The 26755-nt window shown below is 32.8% G+C and carries 36 protein-coding genes and 2 pseudogenes; 10 read left to right on the top strand and 28 right to left on the bottom strand.

The features are described 5' to 3' along the window. Window positions 1–261 precede the first annotated feature (261 nt). Window positions 262–552, bottom strand: a complete 291-nt coding sequence (locus RCJ96_RS13380) for a HesB/YadR/YfhF family protein (protein WP_074610417.1) — start codon at window positions 550–552, stop codon at window positions 262–264. Window positions 553–567: 15 nt separating this feature from the next. Further along, window positions 568–1713, bottom strand: coding sequence for an MFS transporter (locus tag RCJ96_RS13375; RefSeq protein WP_074610415.1), 1146 nt, complete (start codon window positions 1711–1713; stop codon window positions 568–570). 238 nt (window positions 1714–1951) lie between these two features. Here RCJ96_RS13375 and RCJ96_RS13370 point away from each other — a divergent pair, with 238 nt between their 5' ends. Further along, window positions 1952–2233, top strand: coding sequence for a hypothetical protein (locus RCJ96_RS13370; protein WP_061130890.1), 282 nt, complete (start codon window positions 1952–1954; stop codon window positions 2231–2233). A gap of 101 nt (window positions 2234–2334) precedes the next feature. Here RCJ96_RS13370 and RCJ96_RS13365 read toward each other — a convergent pair whose 3' ends face one another. After that, window positions 2335–4845, bottom strand: coding sequence for a PBP1A family penicillin-binding protein (locus RCJ96_RS13365; RefSeq protein WP_270795135.1), 2511 nt, complete (start codon window positions 4843–4845; stop codon window positions 2335–2337). Between the two features lie 468 nt (window positions 4846–5313). On the opposite strand from RCJ96_RS13365, the gene RCJ96_RS13360 reads away from it, so the two are divergent. Continuing rightward, a complete protein-coding gene (locus tag RCJ96_RS13360; RefSeq protein WP_000423629.1) occupies window positions 5314–5520 on the top strand; it encodes a KTSC domain-containing protein in 207 nt (68 codons plus the stop codon). Window positions 5521–5587: 67 nt separating this feature from the next. Here the strand turns inward: RCJ96_RS13360 and RCJ96_RS13355 are convergent, their stop codons facing one another. The 3 genes and pseudogenes from RCJ96_RS13355 to RCJ96_RS13345 all read right to left on the bottom strand — a co-directional run bounded on the left by RCJ96_RS13355 (window position 5588) and on the right by RCJ96_RS13345 (window position 6844). After that, the gene (locus tag RCJ96_RS13355; protein ID WP_000990231.1) at window positions 5588–5800 is read right to left on the bottom strand and encodes a YqaE/Pmp3 family membrane protein; all 213 of its coding nucleotides are present in this window, start codon (window positions 5798–5800) and stop codon (window positions 5588–5590) included. A gap of 457 nt (window positions 5801–6257) precedes the next feature. Next, a pseudogene (locus RCJ96_RS13350) lies at window positions 6258–6467 on the bottom strand (hypothetical protein). Between the two features lie 41 nt (window positions 6468–6508). Continuing rightward, complete coding sequence (locus RCJ96_RS13345; protein WP_001045105.1) at window positions 6509–6844, bottom strand: hypothetical protein; 336 nt, start codon at window positions 6842–6844, stop codon at window positions 6509–6511. A gap of 209 nt (window positions 6845–7053) precedes the next feature. Here RCJ96_RS13345 and gerPF point away from each other — a divergent pair, with 209 nt between their 5' ends. Further along, on the top strand, window positions 7054–7269 hold the full coding sequence (gerPF, locus tag RCJ96_RS13340) for a spore germination protein GerPF (RefSeq protein WP_001141565.1): 216 nt from the start codon (window positions 7054–7056) through the stop codon (window positions 7267–7269). A 188-nt stretch (window positions 7270–7457) separates the two neighbouring features. Here the strand turns inward: gerPF and RCJ96_RS13335 are convergent, their stop codons facing one another. From RCJ96_RS13335 to RCJ96_RS13325, 3 genes are all read right to left on the bottom strand, one after another. Further along, on the bottom strand, window positions 7458–7793 hold the full coding sequence (locus RCJ96_RS13335) for a YolD-like family protein (RefSeq protein WP_001000620.1): 336 nt from the start codon (window positions 7791–7793) through the stop codon (window positions 7458–7460). A 537-nt stretch (window positions 7794–8330) separates the two neighbouring features. Next, window positions 8331–8549, bottom strand: coding sequence for a hypothetical protein (locus tag RCJ96_RS13330; RefSeq protein WP_000864286.1), 219 nt, complete (start codon window positions 8547–8549; stop codon window positions 8331–8333). Between the two features lie 486 nt (window positions 8550–9035). Then, a complete protein-coding gene (locus tag RCJ96_RS13325; protein ID WP_074610401.1) occupies window positions 9036–9887 on the bottom strand; it encodes a peptidylprolyl isomerase PrsA in 852 nt (283 codons plus the stop codon). Between the two features lie 380 nt (window positions 9888–10267). On the opposite strand from RCJ96_RS13325, the gene RCJ96_RS13320 reads away from it, so the two are divergent. Then, window positions 10268–10462 carry a hypothetical protein gene (locus tag RCJ96_RS13320; protein WP_000412568.1) on the top strand — a complete coding sequence of 65 codons (195 nt, stop codon included), beginning with the start codon at window positions 10268–10270 and terminating at the stop codon, window positions 10460–10462. Between the two features lie 926 nt (window positions 10463–11388). On the opposite strand, the gene RCJ96_RS13315 is transcribed toward RCJ96_RS13320, so the two are convergent. From RCJ96_RS13315 to RCJ96_RS13290, 6 genes are all read right to left on the bottom strand, one after another. Then, a complete protein-coding gene (locus RCJ96_RS13315) occupies window positions 11389–11925 on the bottom strand; it encodes a C1q-like domain-containing protein (RefSeq protein ID WP_025991667.1) in 537 nt (178 codons plus the stop codon). A gap of 244 nt (window positions 11926–12169) precedes the next feature. Beyond that, window positions 12170–12481 carry a hypothetical protein gene (locus RCJ96_RS13310; protein WP_000417668.1) on the bottom strand — a complete coding sequence of 104 codons (312 nt, stop codon included), beginning with the start codon at window positions 12479–12481 and terminating at the stop codon, window positions 12170–12172. Beyond that, window positions 12463–13485: an anti-sigma factor gene (locus RCJ96_RS13305; protein WP_074610399.1), complete on the bottom strand. Its 1023-nt coding sequence runs from the start codon at window positions 13483–13485 to the stop codon at window positions 12463–12465. The genes RCJ96_RS13310 and RCJ96_RS13305 overlap by 19 nt, the downstream gene beginning before the upstream one ends. After that, entirely contained in the window at window positions 13475–13975 is a 501-nt protein-coding gene (locus RCJ96_RS13300; protein ID WP_000401919.1) for a sigma-70 family RNA polymerase sigma factor, read from the bottom strand. Before RCJ96_RS13300 ends, RCJ96_RS13305 begins: the two co-directional genes overlap by 11 nt. A gap of 604 nt (window positions 13976–14579) precedes the next feature. After that, a complete protein-coding gene (locus tag RCJ96_RS13295) occupies window positions 14580–14831 on the bottom strand; it encodes a DUF3947 family protein (RefSeq protein WP_000500111.1) in 252 nt (83 codons plus the stop codon). Between the two features lie 376 nt (window positions 14832–15207). Further along, window positions 15208–15606, bottom strand: a complete 399-nt coding sequence (locus RCJ96_RS13290; RefSeq protein ID WP_000464534.1) for a CHRD domain-containing protein — start codon at window positions 15604–15606, stop codon at window positions 15208–15210. A 204-nt stretch (window positions 15607–15810) separates the two neighbouring features. Here RCJ96_RS13290 and RCJ96_RS13285 point away from each other — a divergent pair, with 204 nt between their 5' ends. Then, window positions 15811–15948, top strand: coding sequence for a DUF3956 family protein (locus RCJ96_RS13285; RefSeq protein ID WP_000443219.1), 138 nt, complete (start codon window positions 15811–15813; stop codon window positions 15946–15948). Between the two features lie 123 nt (window positions 15949–16071). On the opposite strand, the gene RCJ96_RS13280 is transcribed toward RCJ96_RS13285, so the two are convergent. The 3 genes from RCJ96_RS13280 to RCJ96_RS13270 form a co-directional block, all read right to left on the bottom strand. Beyond that, a complete protein-coding gene (locus RCJ96_RS13280) occupies window positions 16072–16347 on the bottom strand; it encodes a hypothetical protein (RefSeq protein ID WP_080493769.1) in 276 nt (91 codons plus the stop codon). A gap of 391 nt (window positions 16348–16738) precedes the next feature. Further along, window positions 16739–17092, bottom strand: coding sequence for a hypothetical protein (locus tag RCJ96_RS13275; protein WP_033670822.1), 354 nt, complete (start codon window positions 17090–17092; stop codon window positions 16739–16741). 445 nt (window positions 17093–17537) lie between these two features. Next, on the bottom strand, window positions 17538–17768 hold the full coding sequence (locus RCJ96_RS13270; protein ID WP_074610396.1) for a terminase small subunit: 231 nt from the start codon (window positions 17766–17768) through the stop codon (window positions 17538–17540). Between the two features lie 75 nt (window positions 17769–17843). Here RCJ96_RS13270 and RCJ96_RS13265 point away from each other — a divergent pair, with 75 nt between their 5' ends. Beyond that, on the top strand, window positions 17844–18452 hold the full coding sequence (locus RCJ96_RS13265) for a hypothetical protein (protein ID WP_000807973.1): 609 nt from the start codon (window positions 17844–17846) through the stop codon (window positions 18450–18452). A 234-nt stretch (window positions 18453–18686) separates the two neighbouring features. On the opposite strand, the gene RCJ96_RS13260 is transcribed toward RCJ96_RS13265, so the two are convergent. Then, the gene (locus RCJ96_RS13260; protein WP_001972344.1) at window positions 18687–18848 is read right to left on the bottom strand and encodes a hypothetical protein; all 162 of its coding nucleotides are present in this window, start codon (window positions 18846–18848) and stop codon (window positions 18687–18689) included. A 109-nt stretch (window positions 18849–18957) separates the two neighbouring features. On the opposite strand from RCJ96_RS13260, the pseudogene RCJ96_RS13255 reads away from it, so the two are divergent. The 3 genes and pseudogenes from RCJ96_RS13255 to RCJ96_RS13245 form a co-directional block, all read left to right on the top strand. Continuing rightward, window positions 18958–19194, top strand: a pseudogene (locus RCJ96_RS13255) (hypothetical protein); the annotation flags it as partial. Window positions 19195–19206: 12 nt separating this feature from the next. Continuing rightward, window positions 19207–19548: a thioredoxin family protein gene (locus RCJ96_RS13250; RefSeq protein WP_255256062.1), complete on the top strand. Its 342-nt coding sequence runs from the start codon at window positions 19207–19209 to the stop codon at window positions 19546–19548. Between the two features lie 288 nt (window positions 19549–19836). Continuing rightward, complete coding sequence (locus RCJ96_RS13245; protein WP_000380396.1) at window positions 19837–20718, top strand: cation diffusion facilitator family transporter; 882 nt, start codon at window positions 19837–19839, stop codon at window positions 20716–20718. On the opposite strand, the gene RCJ96_RS13240 is transcribed toward RCJ96_RS13245, so the two are convergent. From RCJ96_RS13240 to RCJ96_RS13220, 5 genes are all read right to left on the bottom strand, one after another. Continuing rightward, complete coding sequence (locus RCJ96_RS13240) at window positions 20708–21343, bottom strand: phosphatase PAP2 family protein (protein WP_139302906.1); 636 nt, start codon at window positions 21341–21343, stop codon at window positions 20708–20710. The genes RCJ96_RS13245 and RCJ96_RS13240 overlap by 11 nt on opposite strands. A gap of 77 nt (window positions 21344–21420) precedes the next feature. Further along, a complete protein-coding gene (locus RCJ96_RS13235; protein ID WP_000486596.1) occupies window positions 21421–22176 on the bottom strand; it encodes a sporulation protein in 756 nt (251 codons plus the stop codon). Beyond that, entirely contained in the window at window positions 22158–22979 is an 822-nt protein-coding gene (locus tag RCJ96_RS13230; protein WP_044790680.1) for a serine/threonine protein kinase, read from the bottom strand. Before RCJ96_RS13230 ends, RCJ96_RS13235 begins: the two co-directional genes overlap by 19 nt. Further along, window positions 22979–23161: a hypothetical protein gene (locus tag RCJ96_RS13225; protein WP_029438161.1), complete on the bottom strand. Its 183-nt coding sequence runs from the start codon at window positions 23159–23161 to the stop codon at window positions 22979–22981. Before RCJ96_RS13225 ends, RCJ96_RS13230 begins: the two co-directional genes overlap by 1 nt. 110 nt (window positions 23162–23271) lie before the next feature. Next, window positions 23272–23451 carry a YozD family protein gene (locus tag RCJ96_RS13220; protein ID WP_000658451.1) on the bottom strand — a complete coding sequence of 60 codons (180 nt, stop codon included), beginning with the start codon at window positions 23449–23451 and terminating at the stop codon, window positions 23272–23274. Between the two features lie 149 nt (window positions 23452–23600). Between RCJ96_RS13220 and RCJ96_RS13215 the strand changes: the two genes are divergently transcribed. Beyond that, a complete protein-coding gene (locus RCJ96_RS13215) occupies window positions 23601–23768 on the top strand; it encodes a DUF3930 family protein (RefSeq protein WP_000456537.1) in 168 nt (55 codons plus the stop codon). Window positions 23769–23772: 4 nt separating this feature from the next. On the opposite strand, the gene RCJ96_RS13210 is transcribed toward RCJ96_RS13215, so the two are convergent. The 4 genes from RCJ96_RS13210 to kamA all read right to left on the bottom strand — a co-directional run bounded on the left by RCJ96_RS13210 (window position 23773) and on the right by kamA (window position 26605). Then, window positions 23773–24435, bottom strand: coding sequence for a hypothetical protein (locus RCJ96_RS13210; protein ID WP_000101501.1), 663 nt, complete (start codon window positions 24433–24435; stop codon window positions 23773–23775). A gap of 191 nt (window positions 24436–24626) precedes the next feature. Then, window positions 24627–24842, bottom strand: coding sequence for a YozE family protein (locus RCJ96_RS13205; RefSeq protein ID WP_000750724.1), 216 nt, complete (start codon window positions 24840–24842; stop codon window positions 24627–24629). Between the two features lie 72 nt (window positions 24843–24914). Next, entirely contained in the window at window positions 24915–25187 is a 273-nt protein-coding gene (locus RCJ96_RS13200; RefSeq protein ID WP_000995764.1) for a YokU family protein, read from the bottom strand. Continuing rightward, window positions 25184–26605, bottom strand: a complete 1422-nt coding sequence (gene kamA / locus RCJ96_RS13195) for a lysine 2,3-aminomutase (RefSeq protein ID WP_000902136.1) — start codon at window positions 26603–26605, stop codon at window positions 25184–25186. The genes RCJ96_RS13200 and kamA overlap by 4 nt, the downstream gene beginning before the upstream one ends. Window positions 26606–26755 lie beyond the last annotated feature (150 nt).

Raw genomic sequence — 26755 nt, 5'->3', positions numbered from 1 at the left:
TTTACCGATGTAACAATACAATTTTTTAAAAATAATTTTCATATTTTATAAAGAAAGGACAGACTTCTCCTTGTTTATCTTTAAAACAAAATATAAAGTTAATTCATATAACCCAGTTAAATATATACCTACTTTACAATTTCTTTTACTAAATAAAAAAACGAGCTGTATTCATATACAGCCCGTTTTTTGCATTATATTTATTTCACTATTCTCTAAATATAATTTCCATATAAAATTTATTTATTTTTAATAAAGTTATTATTTTACGTAATTAAATTGAATTTCTTCTATTTCCTCATGATAACCTACAACTAAATCATAATTTTGAAAGTACCAAAGATCATCAACATCTACAAAAAATATAATACCTTCCTTCTCAACTGACACGATTTCCCCATCTGGTTTCTCTGCAACAATCCCTAAAGAATAACCAGGCTGAATGGAGCTATCTCCGCCGTATCTTACATTAAACCGTATAGACTCACCATGTTTTATACGTAATTCTTCTTGAAACCATTGTAAAGCTTTATGATCAATTGAAATCTTCATCTTTGTTCCTCCCGTTTACGCAAATTCTTTTTTACCTAATCGCTGTTTTACAAAAACGACAAAAATAATGAAAGCAATTAATCCTGAAATTGCACTACCAGCAAATAAAATACGGTAACCAAACATTTGTGAAACAACTCCAAGTAAAATTGCACCAAGTCCAATCCCTAAATCAAATGCTGTAAAGAATGAAGCATTAGCAACTCCTCTTTTACTCGGATCAACAATTGTAAGCATCGCCGCTTGTAATGCTGGCTGTGCTGAACCGAATCCAACACCATATAATGTAGCTGCGATAACTACACCTATTAAATTATTCGAAATCGTTAGCACGACTATTGCAATAACAGTAATGCATAGTGCCGGAAGTATGATAAATACTTCTCCATACTTATCTAATAGTTTTCCTGAAATTGGCCTTACGATTGTTAAAGCAATTGCATATACAAGAAAGAATGTCCCCGGATTCACATCAATTGACGATGCAAATAGCGGTAAAAACGTCGTAATCCCTCCATATGCAAATGATAAAAAGAATACAACTATCGTAATGGATAGAACAGATTTTTCAAACAGTTGCATTTTCCCTTTTTCTTTTTGTGGTGTGAATGGCATTTTCGCCATTAACGATAATAGGACTGCCATAAAGGATAAAAGAGTTGCTAACAAGAATAGGCCGTGAAATGAATAATTTTGTACAACCGATAATCCAATCATTGGACCGATTGCCATTGCAATCGTCATAGCCATCCCATACCACCCCATACCTTCACCACGTCGAGAATCTGGAATAATATCAGTTATCGCTGTTCCAACAGCTGTTGTAGAAACAGCCCATGTTATTCCGTGAATAACACGTAAAACAGCTAAAAGGACAATAGTCGTCGCTAAATGATAAGAGTACATCGTTAACCCAAAAAAGATGAGTCCGAAAATAATAAAGGATCTTCTACCATATTGATCCAACATCCCTCCAATAATCGGTCGTATTACAACTGCCGCTATTGTAAACATTCCCATCATGAGTCCAACTTGTGATTCATTGCCACCTATCTCTTTAATAAAGAGTGGGAGCGTTGGAACAAGTAAATAAAATGCTGTAAATAAAAATAACATTGCGAAAGTCATTTGAATAAATGATTTCGTCCATAATCGTTCCATTCATATTCCTCCATAAACACGTAAGTTATTGCAATTAACACCTCCATTTTACAGTTTCTTCGTTCCTTTTCCCTCCGTAAATAGACGTATCTTTTTATAATAAATGGTCCATCATCATTTTAAATTGGTCTTACAACTTTATACGTATGTTTTAGCCTAAAGTCCCATTTATTTGTACCTTTATATGTGTGAAAAGAATATACTACTTTATTATTGCAACTTAGGAGTGAATATTTTTATGTGGGTATCATCAAGAGTAACTGCCGTAGTTCCTTCGACTCCTGGGATACACGTTCCCGCCGTTCATACAGCTAGTTCCGATGTCGGTATTGAACTTCCCGCAACTTGGCAACACTATCAAATTCCCGGTCAAATTACCCCCTCATTTTGGCATCATGGCGCACATCCAAGTAGTACCACCTTTCAAAACCACAGTTATCCTCCGTTACCTCAATCTCAAGTTTTTTATCATTTTCCTTCAATTTATTTTCAAAATTTCTATGGTACTTTTAATATTTAAAATACATTGTCTCATAGCTACTGCATTTAAAAGAAAAAAGCACTTAAGATTGTAATATCTACAAATCTTAAGTGCTTTTTAATAATTTTCATAAAATTTTCTTATTGTCCATTATTAGCAGGGGTCTCTCCTGCATTACCGCCAGTCTCTGGTTGTGTGGTCGCTGGTGGAGTTGTATTTCCTTGACCTCCTCCATTATTTGCTGGAGGTGTCGTATTTCCTTGACCTCCACCGTTATTTGCTGGAGGTGTCGTATTTCCTTGGCCTCCTCCGTTATTTGCTGGAGGTGTCGTATTCCCTTGGCCTCCCCCATTATTTGCTGGAGGTGTCGTATTCCCTTGGCCTCCCCCATTATTTGCTGGAGGTGTCGTATTCCCTTGGCCTCCTCCATTATTTTGTTCATTTTGTTTCTTTTCTTCTTCTTGTTTCTTTTGCTCTTCTAGTTTCTTTTGTTCTTCTTGCTTCTTAAGTTCCTCTTGTTGCTTTTGTTCTTCTTGTTTTTTCAGTTCTTCCTGTTTCTTTAATTCTTCTTGCTTTTTCTCTTCTTCAGTTTTTTGCTGTTGATCTTGTTTTGGTTTTTCCGTTGTGTCCGGTACGCTCGTATTTGGAGAAGAATCACGTTTTTCACCTTTTATACGCAGCTCACTACCTTCTTGAATTACACTACTTGGCATTTTAAATCTTGATTTATCTGTAGCCATCTCGCTCATCATTGCTTTAAAGATCAACTGTGCAATTTTCGTATTTTTACTACTAATATACTCGTCTTTACCATCTTTCATATACCCAGTCCATACTGCCATCGTATATTGCGGCGTATAACCTGCAAACCAACTATCACGAGTTGCACTTTCCGGAATGTTAAATTTCGCTAATTGTTTTGAATCATAGTTTGTTGTACCCGTTTTACCAGCAACATCTAAAGAACTTATATTTGCTGCTGTACCAGTACCTGATGTCACTACTGAACGAAGCATATCAGTAATCATATATGCTGTAGAGTCAGCTATAACTTGTTTTGGTTTTTGCCCGAAACTTTGTGACTTTCCGTCTGGATAAACTACTTTCTTAACAAAATGCGGTTTTGCATACTTTCCACCATTACCAAATGTCGCATAAGCACCCGCTATTTCAGTTGGTGATACTTCGTTTGTACCAATAGCTGTAGATTCTGCTGGCGCTTTATTAAATGTAATACCTAATTTCTCAGAGAATTCCTTTGATTTATTAAGTCCTACTTCTTTTGCAGTTTTAACTGCTGGAACGTTACGTGACATTTTTAACGCCTCACGCATAGTAATTGGACCTAAATGACTTCTGTCTGCATTTCGAAGTTCTTGTCCAGTTGAATATTTAAATGGAGAATCATCAATTTGATGATACGTAGCCCATTTTAAGTATTCAATTGCAGGACCGTAATCAAAGATTGGCTTCATCGTCGAACCAGCTGCACGATCTAATTCAATGGCCATATTATGCCCTTTAAATACGGCTTTATTTTCACCGCGCCCACTACCTATAGCACGAATCTCACCTGTTTTCGTATCCATAAATGTGAAAGCACCTTGGAATTTATCATTTGGATAATTAATAATATTTTCATTTAAAATCTTATCAGCAAAATCCTGTGCTTTCGTGTCTAATGTTGTATAAATTTCTAAACCGTCAGAACCAATATTAGCATCTGGCAATTCTTTTTCAACTTCTTTCACAACCGCATCCATAAATGCAGGATATGGCATTGCTTGTACAGTTGCAGTCTTAAGTCCATCTGTTACTTTAACTTTCGAAGCTTCTTCCATTTCTGCCTTCGTAATATAACCATGTCGATTCATTAATTTTAGTACAACATTTCTTCTTTCTGTTGCTCTTTCAATATTTTCTGTTTTCGTCGGATCATAGTTATTCGGTGCTTTTGGTAAACCTGCAAGCATCGCAACTTCTGGTAAAGTTAAATCTTTTAATTCTTTACCGTAGTAGTTTTGTGCTGCTGTTGCGATACCATATGAACGATTACCTAAATTAATTTTATTTAAATACATTTCTAAAATTTCATGTTTTGAATATTGTTGTTCTAGCTTATACGCTAAATATATTTCCTGAACCTTACGTTTTGATGTTTTTTCCATCGATAAGAAGTAATTTTTAATAACCTGCTGTGTTATCGTACTTCCACCTTGTGAACCGTAATCGCCTTTAAGACTCACCAAAACAGCACGAGCAGTACCTTTAAAGTCTACTCCACTATGCTCGTAAAAACGTGCATCTTCTGTTGCTAAAAATGCATTTTCTACTAATTTAGGAATTTGATCATACGTAACATTCGTCCGTTTTTCTTTCCCGTATTCATATACCAAATCGCCATTTTTATCATAAATTTTTGAGGATAACGGATTAACAAGTTTTGCTTTCTCAAGTTTTGGTGCATCCTTAATCATTACGAAAAAGGTAGCAACTCCCCCCACTAAACCAACAATACCAAGTAATAAACAAGTAATTAAAAACTTGCGAAAGAATGATGTTTTACCTTTTGGTTTTTGTGTTTTAGAAGCTGGTTGTTTTTTCTTTTTAACTTGTCGTCGCTCCTCTCGAGAACGATAATTTTCTGACATGTTACTTTCTCCTGCCTTTCAATTCTCCCGTTGATTTACTTAAAAATATTGAGGTCACTTTCTAAAATGAATTAAATTAAGAAAGTATATTGACCTGGAGCATTCAATATTTTCCTAATTCACAGATTATAAATTTTAGAATACTTCTTATACTAAGTATTTTCACTTCTATTTTTCTAATAATGCTGCCCCTTTAAGCATAGAATATAAAAAGTGAAATTTTAATACCTCGTATAAATAATATACCTTTTTTTCAAATGGTCAATATTTTCTTATTTATAAATCAAAGGTGAAATAAAAATAGCACAACGATATGTACTTCGTGTGAACTTCCTTATAATTACGTATAACGAACATTTAATGTATTGCATATAAGTATAATACCTCTTTAATTATAAAGACTTCAACACCACAACCTCAACATCTATAAGAAATGATTAAAAATGAAAAGTGAGGAGTTGCGTAATAATGGAACTATCTCCCGTGATTTCAAAAACTATAGTTGCTGTTGGCTATAATCCTTTTTCTATGATTTTACGCATTCAATTAAAGCATGGACTGTATGATTTCTTTAACGTTCCTGAAAACATTTACACCGGTTTATTAAACGCACACTCCAAAACGAATTATCACAATACTTATATTAAAAATTCTTACCGCTACACTAAAATTTAAACTTAACTAGAATGAAAAAAGAAAGGAGGTAGTCCCCCTTTCTTTTTTAAATCATTTCACAACTCGGCTATCTTCTGTTCTTTTTATTTATTTCATCATATGCTTGAATTTGTTTTTTTAAACGCCGATCTGCTTTTTTATCATGTACAACTAATATCGCATGAATAACACCTGGAACCCAAAATATTAATGTTAATATGAAATTAATTACTGCTTGAAATGGTTTTCCGCAAAATAATACGGCTACAGGTGGTAGAAGAATTGCCAACAAATACATCATCTCTTGAAAACTCCTTATTTTGTATTTTTCTCTCTCCATACACTATAAAAACCAGTAACTTTTACATTTCCGATATTTTTATTACCCACTAATAACTGTTCTACCATTATATATTCTATTTCAATGCAAAAAAACCTACCACTTCAACTTTTCTACTTATGTAAAATTGAAATTTTACATACCATCTTTCCATGAACAATTTCATATGATTATTTTTTCTAATCTTTTTTCTTTCTCTATTATAGTTAATCCAATTGCCGCTGTAAGATTCCCTCCTACTGAAACCATGCTCCTGTCACTTTTAAACCATTTGGATTCATTCTTATCACCTATTTAGAAATTTTCTAGTGCTTTCGAAATACATAAATGGCATCCTTTAACTCATATTTATTTTCTATATGTAATTTTGTGCATTCTATAATGTGTTAAAAATACAAAAAAGAGTAACCCATAACAGTTACTCTTTCCTATATATCAAAAAATCATTATTTATTTCGTTATTGCTTTTAAATTTCAACTTCTCTTTCCCGCACTTCTCACACCTATACACATAAGCTACACCTAGCTTACCACTTTTGAAATCTTCATTATCCTGCATCTTAATAAAACTATATTTATGTTTACAGTGAGATTCGTCTAAAAAATTTTCAAATCATTTTTTCAACATAGAACTGTTCACCTCTATGCAAGAATCTTCCTCTTGCCTTATTACATACTTTTACTTAAATACTCAATCTCATGTTGTAACTTTTTAAATTGTTCAAAATGCATAGTGATAGATTGACTGTTTCCATACTCAGCACTATGCTTCACCAATAAAACACCCGTGTCATGAAAAAACGCGTCAAGCTCTTTTCTAATGGATACTTTCATTATATGCGCTGTTTTAATAGCCGATAAAATTGCAATTTCATTAAACTTTAATTTTATTTCCTTTGGACAAAATGCTTCTTCCACCAATATAACTTCATTGCTATAAATAAGTGCAACAAGATTACTTGACTTTGCATCTGTTAAATCTACTTTTTTTATAACTTTATTCATTACATTTTGCCTCCTTTGTTTTCATATATGACAATTATACAATTTCCATTTTTAATTACGTAACCTTACATTCAGTTTAACACACTTTTATTATGGGATTAAGCTACACTTCAAACGTTTTATTATTCCGCAATTTTCGTTAGATGAACCATTTGGACTATAAGACCATATAGTAGTGTTAACAAATGATTGTAAAGTGGGTGAGAACTATGCCCTCAGTTGTAGGGAATTTAGTTGTACAAAATAGTAACGGTTCATTTAATTTAGGTGATTTCTATAACGTTTCTCCAAAAGAAAACACGAAGGCTTATAATGGATCTGGTGCTTCCAACGTTGGTTTTGTTGTTAATACTTTTAATGGTGTGAGTGCGACTAATACGTTTGATTCTGACCTTGCGGATCAAAACCAAGTCGGTACAGCTTAACCCTATTTTTTCATCGTTCTGTTTAAGAATTTTTAATTTGTCCATACTATAATCAGGCTGTTAGACAGCTATTGTTGATTTTTGGAGTACCCTATCTTTTTCTCCCTTTCCCTGGGGCTTAGCAGCTAGTATGAAGCTAGCTGCTTTTCCGTTTCATTTTTTCTGTTTCACATCTAACATAGCTTACTTTACGCTATTTCAATAATATCCGTGGTATTAAATACGTAAGTTTTGTAAAACGCGTCAGTACACATTACAATGCGCTTTAGCGGATTTATATGTACAACTGTCATGTAGCTTGTGAGTATGTATCCATCTTCAAAATATGTCACCAATATTTCTTTCTCAGACAATAATGACATTAATAATTTATCAGAAATTCCCTCTTTTGCTTCTTTTGTTAAAAATGGTTTTTGCACTTTAAATTTCTCCCCAATAACCTTTCGCATACTTAATAACTGTTCCGACATTACTGTAAATGGAACCCATTCTCTTTTTGCTCTTTGCATCTTTACATCATTCATTTCTCTATCTCCTCGATTATTTATCCATTCTATTTCAAACATATTGCGCTTCGATTATTCTTTAATAATTGCTCGGCTCATATTTCCCCCGCATGAACAGGTAAGAAATCTCCCACCTCAAAATTCAAGACATACAAGGAAAGTAAGTCGAAGATCACCTTCCCGTAAACACCCGCTAATTACAGTTTCACTTTATTTCTAAATCTTATACTATCTACATTTACAAGAACATTCGTTCTAATTATACACGAACTTACGTTCTTTTGAGAAGAGATTTATTTTTTCTTCATCAAATGATCTTTTCACTTCTTATTAAATGGGAGGTGAAAAGATCAACTAAACAGTTTTAATTTTTTCGAGTTTATTAAACATCTATAAATGAAAGCATATATTATAAAGAACGAACTCACAAAATTTAAGGGATTTATAATGGACCTCCATTCGTTCCTTATGAATTTCTATGAAAAGAGAGCAATTTAAACACTCTCTTTTCGTACATACTACATAAAACTATTCATTAATAATTCACTCTAATTACTAAATGTATTTTGGTTGTACTATTATATGTAACTCCCTCTCTGTTACTGCTTTTTTCGGGTTTCGAAAATACTCTAATTCGTATTTTAATACCTCATATTCAACCATCCCGATCTTAATCCCTTTCGTTTCTTTTAAAATAGCTAATAGGTTATTTATATCTTCATCATACGATTCAAAAATTTTCCCTCCGTCTTCTCTTTGAAAAATTACTTTCACATTTTCTCCCCCTACATCATTTATTTATCTATCCAATAATTCATTCTTCACCTTAAAATTTCATACGAAAAAGAACATCCATCTTAATAGAATGCTCTGCTTTTCACTTCATTTAACGTCAATATATTTCAATCTTATTGTATGTTTCATTCTGCAAATTATGTTTATCCACTTCTATAAAGTGAAACTTTAATCCACTCAAGCTTTGTTCATTCCTGACTAATAATTAGCCTACGCAAATCTTACTGTCTACAAATAATGGGCTAAAATTAATTAATTCGTTTTATATTTAATGAGATGAAACAAAATATTATAATATCAACATTCTATGAAGTGATGATTAACCTACTTCAAAACAATTACATAAATTTCCATTGTAATTCTTAATATTTATATGTAATATTGTATTGTCTTACTATCTATTTATAACTCACACACTAACTAGAAAAGGGAACCTTTAAAGGTTCCCTTTTCTAATTACAGTCATTATTTCTTTTCTAGAAATTCAAATGTATTTTTAAACTCTTTATCATTCACCTTAATATCAGCATCTTTCAATAATTCATTGACTACTTGTTGTTTCCATTTACCTGTCGTGTCTTGTAGTCTTTGCTGTTCTATATCTTTACGAATTGAATCTTTTACTTCATCAAATGGCTTTAATTCTTTTTTATCTGTCACTTTAATAATATGGTAACCGTAAGTTGTTTTTACTGGTTCACTTACTTGTCCTGCATCTAATTTATATGCAGCTTCCTCAAATTCTTTTACCGTTTGCCCTGGAGCAAAACCAGTGATTTCCCCGCCCTGTTCTTTTGAACCAGTATCCTCTGAGTATTGCTTCGCTAAAGCCGCAAAGTCTTCACCATTACTTACTTTCTCTTTCACTTCTTTAGCAGTCTTTTCATCTTTTACTAAAATGTGACTTACCTTCATTTCTGGTTTATAGTTATCTTTTACATCTTTTTCTGTAACAGTCGCTTTAATCGCTTTCTCAAATGCAATTTCTGGCTTCATTTTTTCTTTTAATTCATCTTCATTTTTCAATCCAAGTTGTTCTAAAGTCGCTTTAAAGTTCTCACCCATTTTATCTTTTGCTTCTTCTACTTTCTTTTTTGCTTCCTCATCTGAAACTTTATATTTATCGAGCAACGCCTTACTTAACACCATTTGGTATAAAGTACTTTCCCCATATTTTTGTCTTAATTCTTTACTTAACTCTTTCTCTGTAACATTTCCTACTTTTGATGTTACTACGTTGTCTGAGGAACCACATGCGGATAATGCCAGTACTACGCATGAAATAATTGTTCCTAAAAATAGCTTTTTCTTTTTCAATTCAAAATACCTCACTTTTATTATTATATAAGAATAACTATACAGTGTTGTTGTGTATACAATGTGTTTTCTAGATGTAATTCATTTCATTTGAATAAACTATGTATCAGTAAAGGGACTCTTTACGTATTCATAACACATGTAGTTAAATGCTCTTCTAGTATCCAATTATTTTATCCAATATGTACCGCATTTTTCGCTCTGCCCACACATGTAAAAATTTTGATTCATTAATATTCCCTTAATAATTTATACATTCAGGCTCTGCATAGTAGTGAACTTTATATCATTATCAACTAAAGATTCATATTATACTAATATGCCTTTATAATCTAAACAAAAAACGCAGTATACAATACTGCATCATAGGAGCTGATTTCATGGAGAAAAAACCTATTGTTTTCAAAGTTCCACCAAATTCAAAATTAAAAGTTACATTTTTCGGTCCTTGTAACGAGGTCATTACAAATGTTTCTATAATTAATCAACTTTCCACACCTAAATGTCAAACTATTACACAATATCCAAACTATACGAAATATGAAACTGAAGTACGATCATTATCCAGTTGTTAATCTATTCTATACAAAATCCTTACAATTTGGTTAAATACACAACTTTATAAATAGACTAAAATTACTCATTTCATGATATTCCATTGATAATTTATTGATTTTTTACACGTTTTTATTAGCCGAGCATATATTATCGTATGGAGATTATCCACTCATAAAACCTATCTTTCTTTAGAGCGTACTTTTTATGTATGCTCTTTTTTATTTATCCCTTATTCTGTACATATAAATCTGATCACTTTTATATTTCACGTCGGGTAAATCGGCCTGCCCTTTATAAATAATCTAGTCAAGGTGTCCCCCATAATACTTCTTTATTTATTAGACATTCACTACTCTATTAAATTCGTGTATCCATTCAAGCACCATTTATCTAATATATTTTCCTTCTAAATTCACCAAAGATGTATTAAAATTCTTTATATACTCAAGGAGGTCAAATATGTTCAAGTTGCATCCCATACTACTCATCTTAGGATTTATTTTATTTTTATATAGTGTACTTGCCTTCATGTTATTCCTTTCCATACAATAGTAATACCTGCACAAACCGATGTTAAATATGTAATTTCTATATAGTAATGAAAAAGCCTTTAATTATACGGACATAAATTAAGATGTCTTTTTATACCGTTAGGCAACTAGCAAATGTAACGCCAAAGAACTTTTAAAACCTTGTTACTTACTCTTTTTATTACCTGCAGAAGATCTAATACTTAAAATAAGATAGCCCTTTCGACATCAAAACTGTAAAAAATAATTTTTAAAATTTACCTTTCATCATTACATCTTTAGCATGTGAAATTTTCATGAAACAAACTATATTTAATCGATTCACTTGTATATTTTAAATAAACAATAATAATCCCCCACCATTCGGTACAGGGGATTAACTAGACCTACTGAAAAGTATTTTATTCTCTTCGTTATTTAATTGGAGAAGGGAATCTTGCTGCTTCAAAATGTGAGCCGTCTTCCGAAGTACTTAAAACTCCGTCTATACTACTTTGTGCATAAACCTCAACTTGATCTCCTTCATGCAATTGAATAATCGTCGAAACACTTACTACATTTCCAAAACCTATTGGACCAAAAAAGTCATTATCTATAGCTATTGCTGCATTGCCATTCACACGAATTTCTACCCGTGCTCTATAATTTAAACTTGGATCGTTAGGAAAGAAACCAATCGTTCCAATAAAAGAATATACTCCTTTAGTCTTCGGTATAAAAATAGATGTTTCTGGATTATACTCATTCGCTAAATCAAATTGTTCATTTTGGAACAATACTTTTACAAAAGTATTAGCAGGAACAGGTTGATTCACCGTATTTCTAGCTCTAAATGCTGATGCCCTAACAAGACTATCCTTGTTGTCATTACACTTACTATTGTTCTTACAACAGTTATGCTGTTTCTTTTTATATTCTTTACAATACTTACAGTAGTAATAGCAAGACATACTCGTTCCCCTTTCATGCTTATTACTCCATATTATGTAAAAGAGATTCACAATGTTTGGACGAACTATTGTTTCCCCCCTGTACTTGTCGCCTATTTATATACACGTAAGCGGAAGACATTTCAATAACACAACAACCTAGTAGTATAGTAATCTCTATTCAAATTTGATAAATCCCTTTCCTTTCTATTTTACTTTTTATGCATAAAAAAGAACGAACTTACATTCGTTCTTTCACACATTTTTATGGTCCAAAGCTTATCATCCAACCTAACATAAATCCAAATATAGAAAACAATAGCATAAAAAGATATAAACTACATGCCCACAATGCATATTTCCGACTTTTTCTTTTTGTGATCATTCCTATGACTGAGCATACCAATCCAATACCAACTATTTGCAGAAAACCTTTACCTATAAACGTTTCTTGTATAAGCAATATAATGTTCAAATATAATAACGCCAGAAAGGCAATAATTAATGAAATAGTCCCCATCCACGTTTCCTGTTTATAAATATGATTCTTTCTTTTTTTTAAGAATGCCAATTCCATAACCTCGCTTCACCTACTTTCAATTTTCTAACTTTTTCGTGGCTCATTAATTTTTCAACTTCTGCTTTAGGTCCTGTTACAACTGCCCCATATGTTTTTACCCCATTTTTTTCAAGGAAAGAAATACGCTTTGACAACTCTAATACTTTCGCTCTAGATAGCTTCACTGCTAAATTTTCATGCTTCTGTAATGACTTTAACACATCAATAAATTGTTCCTCATGAGGTGAATCACTCACAAAAGCACCACTTGGTCTTGAAATCATATCTGCTGGAAAGCCAATCGGAGCAACATACATACCCTCGTCATTCGTTTGCTTCTCCTCTAACCCTGTATTAACGGCATACCAGACGATATCAATAGTGGGAAACATATTCGTTACCTCTTGTACACTCAACAATTCTCTAAAAGATATAAATGCTTCTACAACAGATTCTTGCGGAAGACCCTTTAATACTTGCGCTTCTTCACTACTATTATAGGATGAATTATAATTATTAGGATAAGACAATACCTCGTTATCTATATATAGGACTTCCGGAATTTTTTCATCTGTTGTATATTCACGGCTAACTTTCGTTGCTCTACTAAATATATAATCTGTTTTCTCTTCCCCTATTCGAATATCTTTCTTCCCTACCCTTTTATACAAATCAAAATGCAATTGTAAACTAAGCGGTAACAATGTTTGCTCCATGTCCCTATCTTTCAAAAATACATTTGGTTCTGTTACACTTAATGTTTGATTTACTACATTCCGTATCTCCATTGCGTTTGTAGGTGCAAATCCATAGTATGCGAGAGTAGATATATATAATATAGGTTGAATAAGTAATAAAAAAGTAAATACAATTAAAACATTCGTAATACGCGCTCTTTTTTTCCCTATTTTCATCACTTGCTCCTGTTTTCCATTAGAAAGTGCATCCGGCCTTTGATGAAGAGCTTCTTGTAACAATTCTTTATAATCATCTTGTTCAGAATGAGGTTTATCATTTGTCATTTTGACTCTTTTCCTCCTTTAACAATTCTTTTAATCTCTTTCTCCCGCGAAATATGTGACTTTTATACGTGTTTAACTTTAAATCTAATACAGAAGCACCCTCTTCGTACGTTAATTGATGTACGTCACATAATAAAATAGCTTGCGCCTCTACCACTGGTAAAGTATGAATAATCTGAATTAATTTTTCATAACTATTTTTTGCGACTACATACTCTTCTGTAGATTCACCTGCTTGAATTGTTTCTAATTCCTCCGTTCCTACAAAAGCTACTTTTTTCTCTTTCCTAACAAAATCAATAAAGGTATGATATGCCACTTTAAAAAGCCATGATTTCACCTTTTGGTTTTCATAGTCTTCTAGATAAAGAAACGCCCGATAAAAAGTCTCCTGCATCAAGTCCTCCGCTACATGATGGCTACGAGAAAGGGAAAATAAATACCGGTACACATCGTTTATATAAACTTTATATATTTCTTCAATCTCCATCCCCCTCCTCCTTTCATATATAACACGAATAAACAAATTAAAAAGTTGCATTATTTTTCCTTTTTATTCATAAAAAATATTTATACATTTCAATAACTATTTACAATTATAAACAAAACATAAGATGTTATGGCTATAAATATACTTCAAAATGGGGAAAAACGATCCGGATGTTCTCCTGCTCTTGTAAATTGATAGTCATAGGACAATCTTCCTGTACGATATAACCACAGATAGGATTTCGTTGCTACCTCTCGTCCTGGTTCGCGTTAGTAAATGTTCATGTATCTTTTCATATAGTGCCACTATCCATCATTTGTCATGATAAGATAATTCTCATTCTTTCTTCGATCGACGATATTTTCTTACCAAAAAACAACTTGTAGAGTATGTACAAAGATTATCTCATCAGCTATTTACAAATTGTAGATGGAACTATTTGACGCTTACATATACACTCACCTTCCGCTATTTGCGGATACCTCAAAATTCGGCATCTGTGATAAAGGTAGGTGGGAGCTGGGTTACCCGTATATATCCAATTGGTAATGGTTAGGTTAATAATCGGTTTGGGATACCTGCTCCTATTCATAAAATTTTCAGCTTATAGATTGAAGACAGTTCCATATGGAATCGTAAGAAAAGAACTTCCATACGGTGTGATTTGATGCACTGGATAAAAATACTCCATAGATGAATAATACGGCTGGATACCTTGTTGTTGCATTTGCATTTGTTGTTGCATTTGTAACGCTTGTTGAACAGCTTGAACTGTACTTTGTGCTCCGCTAAACGTTATTGATGTACCATATGCTGGTCGCATACCCGCTTGAGAATAAAAATACGAATAAAACATTTTTTTCAGCTCACTTTCATATAAGTTATTACAAATTATGTTATGATTCTTTATTTCAGTGGGTGCTGAAAGTTAGTCTATTAGCTTTGGTTAGGTTTAAAAATTTCTATTCTCTCTTACACTTTCATATTTCATTTACAAAGTTTATCTCCTAATACTAATTTAATTTTCGGAGGGGCATTTCATTTACAAGTTTTCGATAATTATTTTACAAACTAAAAAGGTAAAAAATTCACTATTTCTAATTCCATTCGATTACCTTCAAAACTATACAAATGAATTTTTAAGATTATTAAAGGTAATTTATCTATCTATACATCCTCCACAAAATAAAAGCACCCTAAACGGATGCTTTATTTTTCACTACTATAATTTCTTAGCAATAATTCAATTGTCCACGAATTTCACCATTAGGATGTTGTACTGTATGAACATTAATATAAATGTTTCCAGATATGATTTCATTTACAAGAGTAGCTAATGTTTGACCCGCTAACGGCCCAACCAAATCTTCTTGAGTAATTATTCCCGTAAGCGTTGCACACTCTATTGAAACCGGATTTGTTATAGGTCCAAATAAAAAAGCTACAACAGGACCATTAGTTCCTTTTGCTCCAATATGCAGATGGGCAACTACTACATCCTCTATATCAAATAAATCCAACTTAAATTTTAGGCTAAGCTCGTCCTGGCTTAATTTAAAGAAAGCCTCCCCTCGAGCGTCTGTTTCTACTGGTGGAACTTCATTTCTACCACGTAGCTTTGCAAAAAACATATCTATCACTCCTATGCTTTTATATACTACTAATATATTCATACCCTTTATATAAGGTGATAAAGAAGCAGTTGTTAGACCAATAAAAATTCATTTTATATGATAGATTAATTTATCAATTTTATAAAATTCATTAATTTAACTATAACGTTATTTAAATTTAATTCATATATTGTAGTAGATTACTAGAAGGGAGGTGTAAATATGGAAAGTTGTGTTTTGTTTGTTAATGGACAACCTCTTTTAGTGGTATCAGTTGCTGGAATCGAAATTGCTAGATTAGAACTTTCTCTTCAAGTAGCATTGACTTTAATAGCATTAGGAATTCCAATCTGTGCATAAAAGTTAGGCATTTATAAAAAGAGGGCTTAAGCCCTCTTTTTTATTTTTACCTTTCCTTCACAACAAAAAAAGACGCCATTAAAATCACGGCATCACGTACAATAATTGCGATTTGTTTTATCATTACTTCACTAGCAACCCTAATTCATGTAGAATTTCTGAGAACGAATAGCCATATGCAAAACCTATAATACGAATCCCTGGGGTCCATCTATGTTCTAAATTTTCATTGTATGTTTTCTTATAATACTTTAATTCAGAATCTATATTATATTTGTCGTTAATAATTATTTCCTCACTATGAAATCCATCTATTTCAATCTGAACAGCTACGTACTCTGCTCCCTCAATTAAGGCTTTAATATAACACTTTTCTAATTCCTCTAATGTCATCCCCATTATTAACCTCCTATCATAATGGGCGTTTTGTTCGATAAAAAAGAACATCTGGATCAGTAAATACGAAGATATACAAAAGGTAATCTCATTGAGTATTCAATAGTTTATAAGCTGTTTGCTTGTCCCACAACATATTATATGATTTTTATATAAAAATAGTTCATCCAAAAAAAATAAAAATTACCATTTATTATTTTAAAAGATAGTTACAATCTTATTTTTTAAGCTAGTCTATCAATCGCTCCCTTGTGTTAAAAGAAGCAACTAATTATATTTATGAGTTTAAAAACAGTCACAAATTATCTATATCACGCTCTAATCTTATTTTCTTAACCTCATTAAATTCCTTTACAAATTAAAAAAGCAGCTGTTACGCTACTTTACATTCATTTTATCCCCAAGAGAAATGATAAATATATTCTCCCGTTACATTTTGATTAATCCCAGTAATTCTAGCAAACCTCATTAAGTCTGCCCCTTGAAGAAAATACATCGCAAGCATTACTGGTACTTGCGACCACATAAATTGATAAAAATCCTCGACTCTTTCGTTTGTTGAAACAATTAAATCATTTACAGGCCCTTGATTCCATACAGAAGTACTAACTAAACGAAACGGAAGATCTTTCCCATTAACTACTATTCTTGCCATGCTTTGAGTTATGTCCACATCAATTCCCTCCATCATTACAAAAATCGGACCTGTGTATTTACTCCTATGGTTATAAATATTCTTGACTTTCATAAATGACTAAGGCAAACCTCTATTTTTCACTTCTATTCAAATGAATTTATTACAGTAAAAAACAAATGAAATTTTAGTATTACTCTCCCTCAACTTCCGTATTATTTAGATCATTTATACCCTTGTTCGCTTTTACAATCCGGTATGCAAAATTACATATCTTATTATCTCAATATCACTTTATTAACTACAATTTGATAGAAATTCATTTGTATCACCTGATAAATCAGCGTTTGTAATTTAATTCCTTATTTAAAATTCCACCCTTTTATTTTTAAACACTATATTCGAATAATTATATTGGAATTTCTTGTTGTATACACATCTATCTTTTTCATGTATTATATACGAGAAGAGTAAGGTAAGAGTTACTCTTTGCCATTTTAGGAAAGGTCCTGTTGGAAACAACAGGACCTTTTTTCGTATTAGTAAAAGCAATCTTGATTTACTCATTTAACCCACTCATTACTTCCCCAAATATAGTTTCAACCATTTTTGCTTTAAGCTCTCTGACCTGAAATGCTATACGTTCTCTTCTAAGTAATCGACTACTCGTACTATGCGTGCTTCTCTTTACATACCTAACTTTCCGTACAGCTTGTTTCTCTTTAAAGTATTTCACATAATACAAACAAAAGAGCCGTTCTTGTTCCGTCAACTCTTCATCATCTAGCATCTCGTTCACCTCCTTAAAAATGCAGGATTTCCCTTTCCACTATCGAATTAGTAATGTTCGGAAAGGGGGTGTAACATGGCGGAAATTAAAGTGGGACTTACACAATTTTTAGACTTTACACTGAAAAGTAGTGCAGCTAAAACAAATTTTGTAAAGAATCTTAAATCTCAACCTGAATATCACCCGGTTTTTGATTACTGGAAACAATTACGAGAAACTGTTATTAAATTCCATAAAAACAAACTAGCTTTTGACTGTTTTGAGACATTAGTACAGACTGTTGACCAGAAGAAAAAGCAAAACTACATTGATGTTATAAAGCAGTATAAAAAATTTATTAAAAACAAAGACGTCTCTTGGTTTGATCCAGGTAAATCACATTGGTTATCACATAATTTAATCGTCCGCTCATCACCTGAACTTGGTTTGCTCATTAATGATGAGCCACATCTTATTAAACTGTTTTTCAAAGGAAAAAAAGAGCGAATTGATAAATATAACATCAACTCAACATTAACATTATTAAACGAATCAACATTTTCGAATGAACATAACAATGTGAATTATACGGTCCTTAATATCCAAAAGAACAAAATGTATACGAATAACTCTATTAATAATGATCATGTAATAGCTCTTGAATCAGAAGCTCACCAGCTTTGTTATTTATGGAATAAGATATAAAGGGTTTAGGAATCTCTTTATATGTCTTGTTCATGCGTAATTTAGGAACATTTTTCACAAACTACATTCATTTCGTTTAATTAAAGCTCACCTTCTTGTTTCTCACAAACAATGCAGGGTGGGCATTTTAAAAAATTAATTTCTTTACCCATTTCAACATCCTAGTTACCCCCTTTGAAAAAATAATGTAATACTGTCTTTCTATCACATCTACATTCCCCCTGACTTCTACCGCTAAATACTTCCTAACATGTTCTTACGATTCCTTTCTCGCTCCATATCATGTTTTTCTTTCACTCTATACAGTGCCGCAATTTCCCTTCTTGTTAGCCTTGCTTCTTTTACCTGCATTACTTTATTTAGGTGTAATTGTTGCTGGAACTCCGCTAACGCCACTTAATCTCTTCTCTCACAACACCTCATAAAAATATATGGGGAAAAGAACTTTATAGCAATGGCTATCATGCATACAATTTACCTTACTAATAAATAGTAGCCTTACAATTTCAGAAGTTTGACACAGCTCACGAAAAAGCTTATAAAGAAAAGTGAGGTTCCTAATATTCGTTACTAGGATTTAAGGTGCATATAAGACTAGGACATAAAAAGTAGAATCACACTGGATATCTACTCATATGTACCAGGACTTCAAGAAACTGCGGTGGATCAATTTGCTAACGAATTTTTCGAAAAGAAAGGTTCTCGTTATAAGTTTTCCTTTCACAGCAAATACACCAACTAAATAACCAAAAATATTGATAGTGAAAAAGGAGAAACTAACATGAAAGAAATCAAATCTGAACAGGAATTCAAAGACATCATCGCAAGCGAGGAGCCAGTAGTTGTTAAGTTCTTTACTACATGGTGTCCAGATTGTGTACGTATGGACAACTTTATCGGAGATGTAATGGAAGAGTTCAATAAGTTTGAATGGTATTCTATTAATAAAGATGAGTTCCCAAATATCGCTGAAGAGTATCAAGTAATGGGTATTCCAAGTTTACTTGTATATCAAAATGGCGAGAAACTAGGCCACTTACATAGTGCTAATGCAAAAACTGAAGAGCAAGTTACTGAGTTTTTAGAAGCATACTAAGATGAAAACCCTCTGAAAAATATTTTCTAGAGGGTTTTTATTTTTTCCAAATCAGCTGTCAGAAGTATACATATTTGTACTCCCTTCCCCTTTCCCGGTTATACATAGATCTAAATCGCTTGCATACCCTAACTTTGCACTTTACAACATGTTTTTCCTTCACGAAACTTTGTTATCCGCTTCTTAAAAAGCTATAAAACGTCAACAATGTTTGTATAGACCCACACGACTTTCGTTTGATACTCTATTTATAGAAAGAAATTCCTTGTAGAAAGGTGAGTGATTAAAATGGATACTCTTTCTAATAAAGAAGCTGATAAGGGTGCTATTGTCAGCATTTTGGCCTACATATTTTTATCCTCTATGAAAATCATCATCAGTTATATTACCCTTTCTAGCGCATTACGTGCTGACGGTTTAAATAACTTAACGGATATCGGTGCTTCTTTAGCGATATTAATTGGTCTAAAAATCTCTCGGAAACCTCGTGATCCAGATCATCCATATGGGCATTCGCGTGCAGAACAAATTGCATCACTTGTTGCTTCTTTTATTATGGCAACGGTCGGATTAGAAGTTGTTATTAGTGCCATTCAATCTTTTTTAAATCCAAAACAAGCAGCACCTAATGTACTTGCTGCATGGGTAGCTTTATTTTCTGCTGTCGTTATGTACTGTGTGTATTTGTATACGAAAAAGATTGCAGCACGCACAAAAAGTAAGTCATTAGAAGCCGCTGCAAAGGATAATTTATCAGATGCTCTCGTAAGTATTGGTACAGTAGTAGGCATTGTCGGTTCACAGTTCCAAATGCCTATTTTAGATCCTATCGCTGCTTTAATTGTCGGCCTTATTATTTGTAAAACTGCATGGGAGATTTTCGTAGAAGCTTCGCATATGCTAACGGATGGAATCGATCCAGATAAGATGGAAGAGTACGCTGATGCTATTGAACATATTGGTGGCGTGGAAAATATCGTAGATATTAGAGCGCGTATGTACGGGAATCAAACGTACGTTGATATTACAATTGAAGTAGATGCTCGTATGGATGTTGGTGAAAGTCATTGTATTACTGACAACATTGAGGCTATGCTTCGGAAAAAGTTTGGCATTTATCATGCACACATTCATGTTGAACCAATGGAAAAAGAACCTATTATGACATAGGTTCTTTTTTTATGAACGTTTTATGAAATATAACACATAAAACGAGCCAGCTACCGCCCGCTGCCCATCCTGCTAATATGTCAGATGGATAGTGAACGCCAAGATATATTCGGCTAACTGAAATAGATAATACAACAAAGCTCGCTATAAAAATAATCAACAATTTTTTATGCAATGTAATACGTTCTTCTGTAATTGTGACGTATGCAATAAATCCTAAAAAAGCAGTAGCATTCATCGTATGACCGCTCGGAAAACTATATCCAGTTGCAGTAACAAGTTGTGTTACATCAGGTCTTGCTCGTTCGTACCATAGTTTAAGCATACTGTTTAAATAACGAGATCCATAATAATTAATTGTTAGAAGTAATGCACTAAGCAATTTTTTTCTAACGAGAAAATACATTACAAGAATGATGAGTAACGGAAAATATATTCTTTTGGAACCGATAAAAGACATCCAAGTAAAGTAGGCTGTCAAGTAGTCGTTTCGAAAACTTTGAATAAAATGCGCGACTATATTGTCAAATCTCTCAATACAAGCGGTATGATACGAAAGTGATAATACGACAAAACAAATGAGTAGCGTAAAACTTAACAAGTATAAATGTCGATATCGTTTCACATACATAACCTCACTATGCAAAAAAATGGAGCGGTTGTTTTAGTTTTCCTCTCCATTTCTTTTTTATGCATAGTTTATTAAAAAATATAATTGTTAATTGTTTCTTTCATTGTTGGAATATCTTCATTCGTTACTGTAAAGCGAATCACTTTCTCATCAAGATCAAGTGCTTCTGCAAATAAACCTGCTAATCCGCGAGATTTTCTGTCTACTTCCATAATAATCTCTAGGCGATCGTAAGCACTTGGCAAGATCAACAATTCTAGTTCATCTAATTTCCCATAATACTGTCCGGAAACAGGAACAAACTCAAATTCTTGTGCGAATGGAACTTGCTTACGTAGTCGATACGGTAATTCTTCACACTCAATATGACGCGCTTTAAAGCCTAATTGATTGACACTCTCTAACACACTATTTAATAGTGCATTTGGCAATACTTGAATGTAATCACGATCACTTGGATCTATACTACGTTTAATATCAAGGCCTGTGTGTATCCAAACTGTTTTCATTCCAAGAGTAAGCGGTGTTTCAACTGGCATTTTAAATGAAAATGGAATTTCTCTTTTTTCATTCGGCTCAACAGAAAAAGGTTCTGTTAAACGAACTCGCTCTAAATCATATGTTGTTGTTATTTTTTTATCATCCACTTCTCGAATATACGATGTTGATAACGTTAAGTAAATGCTTTCAATCTGTTGGCTAACGGAACCCCCAGTTATGTGAACCTTCCCGAGTATCTCTTCTCCTACAATATACTCATCTTTTTCAAGAACTGTATCTACTTTTGCATTACCGATACCAACGCTTGCTAAAAACTTTTGAAACATGGATCCTCCATCCTTTCTAAAGCAAAAGCTACATCTTTTTTTAAATCTCGTACATTCTCATAGTACGGCGTTTTTATTTGTAACATACGCATCAGCATTTCACGGTTGTAATTTTCCAAAGTTAATTCGTCATACCATGGTTTTTCATATTTTTCATTAGATTCATAGCCTGCATATAATAAAAATAATGAGAAATGACCAAGCGCATAAAAATCGCTACGAAAGTGAACTTCTCGCATCAAAGCTTGTTCACCTTCATACGTTGTAGCTCGTTCATCACCCTCACCTTTCAATTTCGCCAACCCAAAATCAATAATACTAATTTGGTTTTCTTTCATTAATATGTTTGGAATGCGTAAATCTCGGTGAATAATACCTTTACTATGAAACACTGATACAATTTCTAATATTTCATATAAAATTTTTAAAACTTCACGTTCTGTATATACATGTCCATCTAAGAAAATATAATCTTCAAAATTTTTACCAGGCATATATTCCATCACAAAAAAGCTTTTTTTCTCCCATACGAAATGATCATATAAACTAGGAATTGCATGATGATTTAATGTTTGTAAAATCATTTTCTCTTGTTCAAATGATTTTCTACCAGACTCATATCTTTGTTTACTTTGTCTTAATTGTTTTAAGACTTTATATCTATTTATTTGTAAATCATTAACGACATATGTAACCCCATAACTACCCATTCCAATTACTGATTCAATTTTATAACGTTCTACAACAATTGTATTTTTTCGCAGTGGTCTATCAAATAAAGCTAGTATACGACGCCATTTCATCAGCTACTTGAAAAGAAGCTACGGCTTTTACGTTTTCTTTTATAATGATGATGCCCATAACCAGATGAACGTCGTTTATAATCGCTACTTGAATAAGAGCGACCTCTATGGCGATAATCACTACTAGAATACGAACGATATTTTTTCCTTCCTAATAAAGAATCAATAATTTTTTTGAACATCCCTTCACCTCTTGAGTAAAATTTTCTTTTAATTATACCAAGTATTGCTGGCTACATTTGTGACAAGTTTGTAAAGAGTAAAAAACGACGAGTTAAGCCCGTCGTTACTTTCACTCATCCTCTTCATCAAACACTTCATCAATCATACATTTCTCTAATAAATACTCGAATGTAATATCTGCGAGATCTTCAATTTCTTCTCGTTTTGGGACGTATCCTCTTTCAATTAGTTGCTCATAAAAAAACTCCGCAATCTCTTCCGTATCAATTACGACTTCAATTTCCTTCATGAGCATCACTCCTTTATTTCTGTTTTATGAAAAAATCTCAAAAATATGTATATGAGATTAGAAAAATAGTTTTTCTTTTTTATAGGTCATATCCTTTGGACAAGGTGCATACGATGGTAGTACAAGCTATCAAAAAGGGGGATATAATTATGGAATATCAATACGAGGTAAAGCAAGAAGTAGGACAAACAAAAGAAGAGTTCATGCATGAAGATCAATGGGCAGACTCTCTTATTAAATGGCTTTTTATTTTTTTAATAATTGTAGGCATACCTTATACTGCATATGTTGTTGTTCAATTCATTCTCTCTTTCTAGTTAACTATTTTTTCTCTGTCAATTTAACTAAATAATTATGAACAACATCCATAACAATTTTGTATTCTTCATCTTTAAATGTATCAAATAACAATTGATAATCGTTATAAATATCAAGTAATCCATCAATGATTTCTTGACGATTTGTCTTAACACTCACTTTTTTCGAGTTGTTAATTGACTTTAATTTTCCTAAATCTAATTTATTCATACCTGCTTTATCTTGTTTCATTTTCTTCAAAATTGCATTTGCCGTTTGAGCATTGGCAAGTAACGTTAAATCTGACTCATCCGCTTCTAACCATTCACCATCCGTAATTCGTGACAGTTCATATATTGTATCTTCCCATGCGTCATTTTTATATCTCCATACTTCTGTACGAAAACCAACAATTCGAAACACATCTTTATCGTATCCTGTTACTTGCACGAGATCACCAAATGTGAAATTATAGTTTAATTCAATCCACTCAGTTTCACCTTTTTTCATATCTTGCTCTGTAACGTGCTGCAATGTTTGCTCTACGTAAAATCCATCGTGATTATTGACTTCGTATACGTAAACTCCATCTAAAACCTTCATATTTGTGATTTTACCAACGGTTCCATATAGCGTAATCACGACTATGTCCCCTACGTTATATTTAGGTTGCTTTTTCCTTGCCATCTATATCTCTCCTTTTTTTGACGTCGTGATTTTGATAACAGTATATGCAACCTACATAAAAACGCTTATCACAGAAGCGTATATTCATAAATTTTTTCAATAAAAAATATCACCATATGAAAATTTATTTACAACGTAAAAAAAAGCTAGCAAATAGACTAGCTTCTCGTCAAAAAAAAGTTCTTATAGTTTTATCTATCTTGTATGTATAAATCCCACGCTTCATCAAATATAGACATACTTTCTAGCATTCCACTTAGCTCTAAGTATGAACTAATTTCATCGTAATCTTCAGATTGCTTCGGAAAACTTAAATCATCATACATTGCCTCTGCTAAATTCGATATTTCATTACTAAATAAAGCTGCACGATGCTTCATCATATAGTGGTAAAATGTCTTTTTCAAAAATATTCCCTACCTTTCTAGCTTGGGTACATTATACAAGGCAAAAAAGAAAAAAACCAGCATAAAAGCTGGTTAAAAGTCGAAATAATTTCTTTTTAATAGACGTGGTCTTCCCATTAATTCTTCATATGTTAGTTGTTTTGGTAAGTCTTTCGTATAAATTAGAAACAATTGATCTTCTATTTCTTTCACTGTTTGATCTGATTGATAGTCCATACCACATGAGGAACAAGAAATGCATGGTGTCTCTTGGATTTCAATGGCTTTCGTACCATCTGGCAATTCCCAATATACAGTATTTAAGCTTTCTTTTGCTTCTGTACTGTCACACCACATACAATTCATACTGCATCACCCTCAGTTTTTTTGTCGTTTTCTTCTAATTTAGCCATTTGTGCTTGATATTTTTTATCTTTCAATTGGTCGCGCTTATCACGTTTATCTTTTAATGTTGCATGTGTTTCATTATCCTCATAGTCTTTACGACGGTTCATACGCTGTAAATCGTCTGGAACAAGATTAAATTTCTTATCGCTCATAAGACCCGCGATACCAACATCTGAACGTTTTTCTTCGTAGTTTGGATAGATTTCTTTAAAGTATCCTTCTGCTCTTCCTGGAATGTAGCTTTCTGGCTCTGGATACGTTGTAATAACACCTTCAAAGTTACGAAGTACAACTTTATCTGCACTTTGCGAGATTAAATAGTTTGGCTGAAGCGCAATTTTACCGCCTCCTCCTGGTGCATCAACAACGAATGTTGGTACTGCATAACCAGACGTATGTCCGCGTAAACCTTCAATAATTTCAAGACCTTTAGAAACTGGTGCACGGAAATGGCCAATACCTTCAGATAAGTCACATTGATAAATGTAGTATGGACGTACACGGATTTTTACTAAGTCATGCATTAGTTTTTTCATAATTGGAACGCTGTCGTTAATACCAGCTAAAATTACTGCTTGGTTTCCGACTGGAACACCAGCATTTGCTAACATTTCACATGCTTTTTTCGATTCTTCAGTAATTTCAATAGATGTATTGAAATGTGTATTTAACCATACTGGATGATATTTTTTAATAATGTTACATAAGTTTTCTGTAATACGCTGCGGGAATACTACCGGCGCTCTCGTTCCGATACGAATAATCTCAACATGCGGAATCTCTCGTAAATTTTTTAATACATATTCTAAAATTTTATCGTTAATAAGAAGACCATCACCACCAGAGATTAATACATCTCGTACTTGTGGTGTTTCACGAATGTAAGCAATTGCATCATCTAATTGTTTCTTCGGCACACCCATTCCAATTTGTCCACTAAAACGGCGGCGTGTACAGTAACGACAATACATAGAACATTGATTCGTTACTAAGAATAGTACGCGGTCAGGATAACGATGTGTTAACCCTGGAACTGGAGAATCTTCATCTTCATGAAGCGGATCTTCTAAATCATATTTTGTTTTATATAACTCTTCCGAGATCGGTACAGATTGCATCCGAATCGGACAGCGTGGGTCATCAGGATTCATTAACCAAGCATAGTACGGTGTAATATTTAACGGGATCGTTTTCGTTGAAATTTTAACGCCCTCTTCTTCATCAGGTGTTAAGTTAATCACTTTCTTTAAGTCATCTAACGTTTTGATCGTATTCGTTAATTGCCAAACCCAATCATTCCATTGCTCTTCAGTAACATCTTTCCATAATTCGATATCCTTCCAGTGACGATTTGGTTTGTATACATCATGTAACATTGCTATTCCCCCTTTTTATACGCTCATCCTTTATATAAGCAATAGTTATGCCAACTTTACTTTATTGATAAGTAAATGTGCGGAGAACCCTATTACATAAGCGAAAAAAATTTTTAAAGCACTGTATGAAATTCATACATACTATCATAT

It is taken from the genome of Bacillus sp. BSL6 (genome assembly GCF_052928345.1).
The sequence above is the reverse complement of the archived record's forward strand: the minus strand, read 5'-3'. Positions and strand labels throughout refer to the sequence as shown.